Origin of the sequence: Streptomyces sp. rh34 (genome assembly GCF_002551245.1) — a bacterium.
GTDB lineage: Bacteria > Actinomycetota > Actinomycetes > Streptomycetales > Streptomycetaceae > Streptomyces.
The window spans coordinates 1-7,854 of sequence record NZ_NTGZ01000314.1 but is presented as its reverse complement, the minus strand read 5'-3'; the positions used below and the strand labels follow the sequence as shown (position 1 = coordinate 7,854).

General features: G+C 73.3%; 7 protein-coding genes. 5 read left to right on the top strand and 2 right to left on the bottom strand.

Translation table 11 applies throughout. From position 1 onward, the window contains the following. The 3 genes from CR470_RS33635 to CR470_RS33625 form a co-directional block, all read left to right on the top strand. On the top strand, positions 1-484 hold a 484-nt coding region (locus CR470_RS33635; RefSeq protein ID WP_097871237.1), incomplete at its 5' end, for a bifunctional DNA primase/polymerase. Between the two features lie 83 nt (positions 485-567). Next, a complete protein-coding gene (locus CR470_RS33630; protein ID WP_097871236.1) occupies positions 568-1,395 on the top strand; it encodes an ABC transporter ATP-binding protein in 828 nt (275 codons plus the stop codon). Next, a complete protein-coding gene (locus CR470_RS33625; RefSeq protein WP_097871235.1) occupies positions 1,392-3,029 on the top strand; it encodes a transporter in 1,638 nt (545 codons plus the stop codon). The genes CR470_RS33630 and CR470_RS33625 overlap by 4 nt, the downstream gene beginning before the upstream one ends. 48 nt (positions 3,030-3,077) lie before the next feature. Here the strand turns inward: CR470_RS33625 and CR470_RS33620 are convergent, their stop codons facing one another. Both CR470_RS33620 and CR470_RS33615 read right to left on the bottom strand, forming a co-directional pair. Beyond that, complete coding sequence (locus tag CR470_RS33620; RefSeq protein WP_097871234.1) at positions 3,078-3,968, bottom strand: alpha/beta fold hydrolase; 891 nt, start codon at positions 3,966-3,968, stop codon at positions 3,078-3,080. Positions 3,969-4,636: 668 nt separating this feature from the next. Further along, a complete protein-coding gene (locus tag CR470_RS33615; protein WP_097871233.1) occupies positions 4,637-5,329 on the bottom strand; it encodes a metal-dependent transcriptional regulator in 693 nt (230 codons plus the stop codon). Positions 5,330-5,583: 254 nt separating this feature from the next. Between CR470_RS33615 and CR470_RS33610 the strand changes: the two genes are divergently transcribed. Together CR470_RS33610 and CR470_RS33605 are read left to right on the top strand one after the other, a co-directional pair. Further along, on the top strand, positions 5,584-6,339 hold the full coding sequence (locus CR470_RS33610; protein WP_097871232.1) for an SIS domain-containing protein: 756 nt from the start codon (positions 5,584-5,586) through the stop codon (positions 6,337-6,339). Positions 6,340-6,521: 182 nt separating this feature from the next. Next, the gene (locus tag CR470_RS33605) at positions 6,522-7,766 is read left to right on the top strand and encodes a hypothetical protein (RefSeq protein WP_097871231.1); all 1,245 of its coding nucleotides are present in this window, start codon (positions 6,522-6,524) and stop codon (positions 7,764-7,766) included. Positions 7,767-7,854 lie beyond the last annotated feature (88 nt).

Below are 7,854 nucleotides of genomic sequence, written 5' to 3'. Positions count from 1 at the left end.
GGACCGGCCCGACTGGGCGGGCCGGGCGACCGGCAGCGGGGCCGCGGCCCGGCGCATGTGGAGCAGGCAGCCCCGTGCCTCGGTGCTGCTGCCGGCCGGCCGGGCCTTCGACGCGCTGGAGGTCCCGGAGTCCGCGGGGTTCCTGGCGCTGGCCCGGATGGAGCGGATGGACCTGACGCTGGGCCCGGTGACCCGCACGCCCGACCGCCGGATGCTGTTCTTCGTGCTGCCGGGCGCCGCCGCCAAGGTCTCCGAGCTGGTGCGCGGGCTCGGCTGGAACGCCGAGGCGATCGACCTGACCGGCCGCGGCGAGGGCCACTACGTCGCCGCCCCGCCCACCCGGGTCGGCGCCCGGGGGGCCGTGCAGTGGGCCCGGCAGCCCACGCATGCCAACCGCTGGCTGCCCGATGTGGACGAGCTGATCAGCCCGCTGGCGTACGCCTGCGCACGGGAGGCGACCGACGCCCGTACGCGCGTTCCGTAGCGCCCGGACGGCGTCTCCCGGGGCTCCGGTCAGGGCCTTTCGTAGGGTGGTCCCCATCTATGGGGATATCGAAAGGCTGTGCCATGCCGGACCGGGCAGATGCACGTACGGAGACAGACACGGCGACGGGCGGTGCCCACGAGGCACGGCCCGCCGTCCGCGTACAGGGGCTGTGGAAGCGGTTCGGGGATCAGGTCGCCGTCGGGGGGATCGATCTGGAGCTGCCCGCGGGGAAGTTCATCGGCCTGGTGGGGCCCAACGGGGCGGGCAAGACGACGACGCTCTCGATGGTCACCGGGCTGCTGCGGCCCGACATGGGGAGGATCGAGGTCGCGGGCCACGACGTGTGGACGGATCCGGTCGAGGTGAAGTCCCGGATCGGGGTGCTGCCCGAGGGGCTGCGGCTGTTCGAGCGGCTCTCGGGCCGTGAACTGCTGGCCTACAACGGGCGGTTGCGCGGCCTGCCGGGGCAGGAGGTGGACAAGCGGGCCACCCAGTTGCTGGACGTGCTGGATCTCGCGGGCTCGCAGCACAAGCTGGTCGTGGACTACTCGACCGGCATGCGGAAGAAGATCGGACTCGCGGCGGCCCTGCTCCACAACCCCGAAGTGCTCTTCCTGGACGAACCGTTCGAGGGTGTCGACCCGGTCTCGGCGCAGACCATCCGCGGGGTGCTGGAGCGCTACACCCGGTCCGGGGCGACCGTGGTCTTCTCCAGCCACGTGATGGAGCTGGTCGAGTCGCTGTGCGACTGGGTCGCCGTGATGGCGGCGGGCCGGATCAAGGCGCGGGGCACGCTGGCCGAGGTGCGCGGCGACGCCCCCTCGCTGCAGAACGCCTTCCTCGAACTCGTCGGCGCGGGCGGCCGGGACGCCGGCGACTCCCTCGACTGGCTGGGTGGCTCCCGATGAGCGTGCTGGACGCCCCGGTCACCTCGGCCGCCCAGGCGGCGCCGACGACGGGGCTGACCCCGATCTTCGTCCGGCTCAAGCTGACGCTGCTGCGCAACGGACTGCGGCAGTCCTCCGGGCGCAAGGCGGTGTTCATCACCTCCCTGGTCTTCACGCTGCTGCTCGCCGCGGGTCAGGTGCTCGGCCTGGTCCTGCTGCGCGGCAACGAGCACGCGGGCACCGTCGTGGTGCTGCTGACCGGTGTCGTGGCGCTCGGCTGGGCGGTGCTGCCGCTGTTCTTCCCCACGGGTGACGACACCCTCGACCCGACCCGGCTGGTGATGCTGCCGCTGCGGCCCGAGCCGCTGATCCGGGCCCTGCTGGTGTCCTCGATGATCGGCATCGGCCCGCTGTTCACCCTGTGCCTGGTGGCCGGTTCGGTTCTCGCGCTGGCGCACGGGGCGGCGGGCGTGGTGTTCGCGGTGCTCGCGGTCCCGCTGACGATGCTGCTCTGCGTGGCCCTGTCCCGGGCGGTGACCACGGCCAACGTCCGGCTGCTGAACTCCCGCAAGGGCCGCGACCTCGCGGTGCTCAGCGGTCTGGTGATCGCGGTGGGCATCCAGTTCGTCAACTTCGGCGCGCAGCGGCTCGGGCAGTCCGGCGGGCTCTCCACGCTGGAACCGGCGGGCGACGTGGTCCGCTGGCTGCCCGGCGCCTCCGCCGTGGGGGCGGTGGAGACGGCGTCGGACGGTGCGTACGGGGCCGCGGTCCTCCAGGTGCTGATCACGGTGGCGGCCCTGGTGGCGCTGATGTGGATGTGGCAGCGGAGCCTGGTGAGGCTGATGACCTCACCGGACGGTTCGACCCTGGCGGCGGCGGAGCCGGCCCGTGAGGAGTCCGGCCGGGGCGGTCTGTCGGCGCTGCTGCCGGAGGGCCGCACCGCGACGGTGATGCAGCGCAGCCTGCGGTACGTGGCCCGGGACCCGAAGACCAAGGCGGCCTGGGTGACGGCGCTGGCGGTCGGGGCGATCGTGCCGCTGCTCAACGCGGTCCAGGGCACCGGCTCGGTCTACTTCGCGTGCTTCGCCGCCGGGATGCTCGGCATGCAGATGTACAACCAGTTCGGCCAGGACACCTCGGCCTTCTGGATGGTGGCGCTGACGATCTCCTCGCCCCGGGACGCGTACGTCGAACTGCGGGCGCGGGCGTTCGTCCTGCTGCTGCTCACCCTGCCGTTCACGCTGGTCGTCTGTGCGGTGACGGCGGCGGTGATCGGTGACTGGCAGGCGTTGCCGGGGGCGCTCGGCCTCTCGTTCGCGCTGCTGGGCTCGATGCTGGCGACGGGCGCGGTGGCCTCGGCGCTGTTCCCCTACTCGATTCCGCAGGAGGGCGCGTTCAAGAACGTGGTGCCGGGGCAGGGCGGCCTGGCCTGGATCTCGATCCTCGGCGGCATGCTGGCCTCCGGGCTGCTGGCCGCGCCGGTGATCGCGCCGACCATCTGGATGCACGTCACGGACCACCACGACGCGTTGTGGCTCATGGTGCCGGGCGGGCTCGTGTACGGGGCGCTCGTCGGGTGGGCGGGGCTGCGGATCGCCGCGCGGCGCACGGCGGCCCGGCTGCCGGAGATCCTGTCGGCGGTCAGCAAGGGCTGAGGACCGGGGGCTGCCGGGCCGGTCGGGCCGGGTCAGGTCCGCCGGGGGCTACGGGGAGGCCGGTTCGTGGTCGTCCGGGACAGCCCTCAGCTGTTCCAGGAACGGTTCGACCGCGGCCCGCCAGCCCTCCGGCTGGTCGTAGTGGACGAGGTGGCCCGCGTCCGCCACTTCCGCGTACTGGCCGCGGGGCAGGACCCGGACCATCTCCTGGGCCTCCGCGCGGCCCAGCTCCCCGTCGAGGCCACGCAGCACCAGCGCGGGGCACTGGACCTGGGCCAGCTCCTCCCAGTGGGCGTCGAAGACCCAGGTGGCGCGGGTGCGGAGCATCTGGCGGCGGGAGAAGACGGGGCGCCAGCCGTCTTCCCGCTCGGCCATCACCTCCGCGTAGAAAGCCCCGCGCGAGGGGTTCGGCCGCTCCACCCAGGGGTCGTCCTCGCCGAACCACTTCCGTACGTCGGCGAGGGTGGCGAAGGGCAGCGGCCAGGAGTCGAACCAGTCGCTCCACTCGCGCTGGGAAGCCGCCCCGAGGGCGGAGGCCCGCATGTCGCAGACGACGAGGGCGCGGACGAGGTCGGGGCGCTTGGCGGCGAGCTGCCAGCCTGTGAGCGCTCCCATGGCGTGGCCGACGACGGTGACGGGACCGAGCCCGAGCTGTTCGATCGCGGCCTCGGCGTCGGAGACGTAGGCGTCGCGGGTGTACGGGCCGTCGGCGGGCTTGTCACTGCGGCCGTGGCCCCGTTGGTCGAGGCCGACCGCCCGGTGCCGTTCGGCCAGCCAGCGGGCGGTGGGGGCCCAGTGCGAGGCCCGGCCCATCAGCCCGTGCAGGAGTAAGACCCCTGGAGCACTGTCCGATTCCGCGCGCTCCTTGGGCGGATCGGCGAACTCCCATGCCGCGAGGCGTACGCCGTCGGTTCCGGTCACATCGATGCGCCGCACCATAGTCCTGGCACCCCCTTCTGGTCCTCGATCACCGTGTGGTCGCACCTCGCCAGGTTATCGAACTCATATTCGAGAATGGGGTTCCGCCGCCCAAGACCCCACGTTCGAGTGACACCCGTCAAGGATTGATGCCGACCGGCCTGGGGAGATCTTCAGCGGGAGGCGGGCCGCTCGGGGACAGGGGCCCGCGGGAACTGACCTTGAGAGCTCGGGGCTCCGGGTCAGCACAGGGGAGGAACGGCCCCGGCGCCTTCGGACGCCGGGGCCGCCCCCTGTCCGGGGACGACCCTCGGCACCCTCGACAACGATGGCGGGCCGCGGCGCGAACCGCCCCGCCCCGGCCGGGATCCGGGCGTGGAGAAGCGCTCCGGGCACCGTGCGGTGCGCGTGATGGTACGACGGGCGCATTCCCTGCTCCCTCCCCGACCGTGCCGGCCGGAGCCGACCGACACCCTCAGGTCCTCTGCCTGGCTTCAGCCTGGCATGTGACGCGTCCGGCCGCTGCCATTCCGGACGGAAATCGGAAAGCGCACATCACGGTTGTGTTGCCGTGGCCGGCCCACGGCCGATCGCCGGGCCGGCCCCGGGAGACGAACGCTCCGGCGCCGGGCGGCGACCGCGTCCACGCCGGGCGGCAACCGCGGCGGCGCGGAGCGGGGGCAGCCGTGTCAGCGCTTGGCGACGAAGACGTGCGAGGCGACCTCGGAGCCGAGCTCGGCCGCCTCTCCGCTGGAGCCGACCAGCACCCCGCCGGGCGACTCGGTCACGCTGACGACGGACCCGGGCTGCACCCCGGCCCTGCGCAGCGTGTACATCAGCTGGGCGTCGGTCTGGATCGGCTCCCCGATCCGCCGCACCACCACGGTCTTGCCCTCGGCGCCCGGGTCCAGCTCGGCCAGGCTCACCATGGAGGCGTCCAGGAACGGATCGGCCTCCGCCTTCTCGCCCAGCTCCTCCAGGCCCGGGATGGGGTTGCCGTACGGCGACTCCGTCGGGTGACGCAGCAGCTCCAGCACCCGCCGCTCCACCGCCTCGCTCATCACGTGCTCCCAGCGGCAGGCCTCGGCGTGGACCTGCTCCCACTCCAGGCCGATGACGTCCACGAGCAGACACTCGGCGAGCCGGTGCTTGCGCATGACGCGGGTGGCGAGGCGACGGCCCTCCTCGGTCAGCTCCAGATGGCGGTCACCCGCGACCTGGACCAGCCCGTCGCGTTCCATGCGGGCCACCGTCTGGCTGACGGTCGGACCGCTCTGGTCCAGCCGTTCGGCGATGCGGGCGCGCATGGGGACCACGCCTTCCTCTTCCAGTTCGAGGATGGTGCGGAGATACATCTCCGTGGTGTCGATCAGTCCGGACATACGTGCCCCTCGATGCTGTGACTAGAAAACGTCGTGCGATGGCCCTGCACCAATTCTGACGCATAGCGCCGACAACCGTGCCGCCCCGGTGGAAAGCCCGTGGAAGAGCGTGCGGCCGGGGCCACGGGGCGCTATTGACAGGCCACTGGTCCAGACCGCAACGTGATCGGCGGCACCGGCGTTCTGGCCCCTCGGGGCGCCCGGCCCACCACCCGCCCCACCCCGTCCCCATCCCCGCCGAAAGGGCTCTCCCGATGAGCGACAGCAAGCTGGCCGGTCAGTTCTTCGATGCGGCGATCGGCCTGCTGACGCGGGTGCGGGACGAGGAGGCGGACAGCATCGCCGCCGCCGGCGCGGCCGTCGCGGACACCGTCGAGTCCGGCGGCAGGCTCTTCGCCTTCGGTGCGGGCCACTCCTCGCTGGCCGCCCAGGACGTCGTCTACCGTGCGGGCGGCCTGGCGCTGATGAACCTGCTCACCGTGCCCGGCGTGGTCGGCGTGGATGTCATGCCCGCCACGCTCGGCTCGGCGCTGGAGCGGGTGGACGGGCTCGCCTCGGCCGTCCTCGACTCCAGCCCCGCCACCGCCGGGGACCTTCTGGTGATCGTCTCGCTGTCCGGGCGCAACGCCCTGCCGGTCGAGATGGCGCAGAACGCCCGCGCCCTCGGGCTGAAGGTCATCGGCCTCACCTCGGTCGCGTACGCGGAGGGCACCCGCTCGCGGCACGCCTCGGGCGGCTTCCTGCGCGACCACTGCGACATCGTCCTGGACAGCAAGATCGCGATCGGCGACGCGGAGCTGACGTCTCCCGGCGTCGACGCCCCCTTCGCCCCCGCCTCGACCGTGGTGACCAGCGCGATCATGCAGGCGATGCTGGCCGCCGCCGTCGAGCGACTGGTGGCCCGGGGCGTCGAGCCGCCGATGCTGCGCTCGGGCAACGTCGACGGCGGCCACGAGTGGAACGGCCGGGTCATGACGGAGTACCGGGACCGGATCTTCTACCGTCACTGAGCGCCCCGCCCCGCGCACAGCCGCTCTGCCGGACCGGATTGCCGGAAGCAAGCAGGCAGGGGCCCCGGCCGCTGCCTGTTTCTGTCCTTGTCCTTCCGTCCTCTCCCGGCGCAAGCTGAGCGCGCGGGGCGCAGGGGCGGCCCGCGCGAGAGGTTCGGGGGGTCGAGGTGAGGCACATACCCGTGTTCCGGTGGGTCCTGGCCCTCGGTCTGGCACTGATCACCTGGTCGGGTGTGCTGTACGCGACCACGCCGGACTTCCCCGAGCTGAAACAGGTCGAGCTGACGGTGCTCGACGAGAAGCCGGACGGGGCGTGCACCGTGACCTGGGTCGACCCGTACGGGGCCGGCGAACTCGAAGGGTCCTACCGGTGCGACCCCGAGCGGGACACCACGCTGAAGGCGCCGCACTACGACGACCGGGGCTTCGGGTGGGACTCGGGGTGGGTGCTCGCCGAGGGGCCCGGCAAGGGTGGCCTGTACTCCCTGGAGGAAGAGGCCGCGGCGGACGACGCGCGGATCGAGCTCTCCGACGCCCTGGCGATGGCCGGGCTGCCCCTGACGGTCGTCGCCGTCGTCGGCGGCAACGTCCGCTCGCTGCGCCGGGCGCGCGGCGTGCGGCCCAAGCTCGTCCGCCGGGCGACCCGGCTCAAGGAGGCCGCCGAGCTGGTGTCCCTGGACCACCGCCGGGCCGTGGAAGCGGTACGGGAGGCGTGGGCGCCGCTGCACCAGGAGCTGGTGGACGGGGAGTTGGGCCGGATTCCGGTGAGCCGGATGCGGGGCCTGGCGGAGCGGCGGCTGCGGGCCGGGGAGCTGGAGCAGAACGGCGTCCGCACCGTACGGGACGTGCTCGACGCCGGGGCGTGGGCGCTGGCCCAGTTCTTCGGCATGGAGCGGGACATGGCCGAGCAGACGGTGGCCGCGGCCCGGCGGACGGCCGACACGGTGGGCCGGGAGATGACGGTCCGGTTCGACGCCGGCCCGGAACCGCGCACCACCGCGCTGCTCGCCGCACTCCGGGTGCTCGTGGACGCCGGGCCCGGCGCACGCCACGCGGCACGGGCCGGCGGTGAGCTGGCCGCGCGGCTGGAGGCACTGCTGATCGCCGCCGAACCCGCCTCCGGGGTCCGGGAGATGCTGCGGACCTCGCCGTACGAGCGCGACAACGTCCTGTCGGCGGTGAACAAGCTGCGCCTCGTGCTGGCCGAGGCCGAACGGGAGGGCGCGGCGGAGCGATTCGCCCAGGCATCGGTCGACCTGCTGCGCGGTCCGGACACGGACGCGGACGAACTGGCCACCTGGGCGCAGTTCGAGGCCCGGCCGGCACAGTATTACGAGGCGCTCGCGGAGGCCGTCGGGAAGAACGCCCCTGCGCCGCCCGGGGATGCCCGGCGTGCCGGGGCGGGCGGGGACCGCAGGCGCGGGTGAGACCACGGGTGCCCGGCCCGTGACCGCCCGGCTCAGGGGCAGCCACCGCAGACGCGGGTGAGGCGCGGCGGGTCCGCTTGTGCCTGCC